This window comes from Paenibacillus sp. TAF43_2, from assembly GCF_052113545.1.
Classification (GTDB): Bacteria; Bacillota; Bacilli; order Paenibacillales; family Paenibacillaceae; genus Pristimantibacillus.
Genome location: NZ_JBFRDK010000383.1, coordinates 1 through 1,177, shown reverse-complemented (window position 1 = coordinate 1,177; position 1,177 = coordinate 1). Strand labels below are relative to the sequence as shown.

Annotated in this window: 1 protein-coding gene and 1 pseudogene; both read left to right on the top strand. The window is 45.5% G+C overall.

Annotation, left to right across the window (positions count from 1 at the left end; all coding sequences use genetic code 11):
* Positions 1-750: sensor histidine kinase (locus tag AB4Z17_RS33570; RefSeq protein WP_441964783.1), on the top strand; the 750-nt coding region annotated here is incomplete at its 5' end.
* 110 nt (positions 751-860) lie between these two features.
* Positions 861-1,177: pseudogene (locus AB4Z17_RS33565) on the top strand (ABC transporter substrate-binding protein); the annotation flags it as partial.

Sequence of the window (1,177 nt, the reverse complement as noted above, 5' to 3'; positions counted from 1 at the left end):
GTCGGCGAGCTTGCAGTGGAGTTCAACCGAATGAGCGAGCGGATTGAGAATCTGATCAATGATGTGTATGTTACAGAAATACAGAAGAAAGAGCTGGAGCTAAGCCAAAGACAAGCTCAACTGCACGCGCTGCACAGTCAGATCAACCCTCACTTTTTATTCAACGCGCTCGAAACGATCCGAATGCGGAGTCAGATGAAGGGTGAGCTGCAGACGGCCAAGACGATTCAGAACATGGCGAAAATTTTCCGCAAATCCATTCTTTGGAAGCGAAGCTTCGTTACGATTCGCGAGGAGCTTGAATTAATGGAAAGCTTCCTGGAAATTCAGAAGTACCGTTTCGATACAAAACTGGAGTTTCATATCGAGGTGGATCAATCCCTGCTGGATATTGAAATTCCGAAGATGACCTTTTTGCCGTTTGTGGAAAATGCAAGCATTCATGGCATTGAGAGTGTGCCAGGCATCGGTTATATTACGATTCAGATCGCGCAAGAGCAAGGTCAGATAGTCTTCCTTATTGCAGACAACGGGGTAGGCATGGATCAGGAAAAGATCAGCGAGCTTCATCATTATCTCCATGAGGAAGCGATTATGGGCGATTCCATCGGAATGAAAAATGTCATTACTCGCCTGAAAATATGCTATGGTGAATCGTTCAGCTTCGCAATTGACAGTTCTCCAGGGGGAGGCTCACGGATCATGCTGCGTCTACCGCTGGACAAAAAAAAGATAAATTCCGAGCAATAAGTACTTAATTATTCAAAGACCGATCTAAGCTTTGCTATATAACAATCATAAACACTATCTTCTATACTGAAAGTGCTTACAATACTTTGATAGAGAAAGGGGATACAGCAATGCGCAACAAAAAATGGCTGCAATCCAGCCTGGCCGTTCTAACGGCTATGACAATCCTCCTTGCTGGCTGCTCAAGTAATGATGCAGGAGGAAACAAAGCAGCAGAAGGAACGAAAAGCGAGGTAAGTACTGAACCGGTAACCTACGATTACTTCGCCTTCGGTACGAATAAAGACGTGCTTGCAAGCAACACGACCATCGGGAAGATCCTCCAAGGTCAGACAGGTGTCGATTGGAAGATGGAATATGTTGTAGGAGATGCAAGCACAAAGTCTGGTGTCATGATCGCCGGCGGCGATTATCCTGATGTCATCTC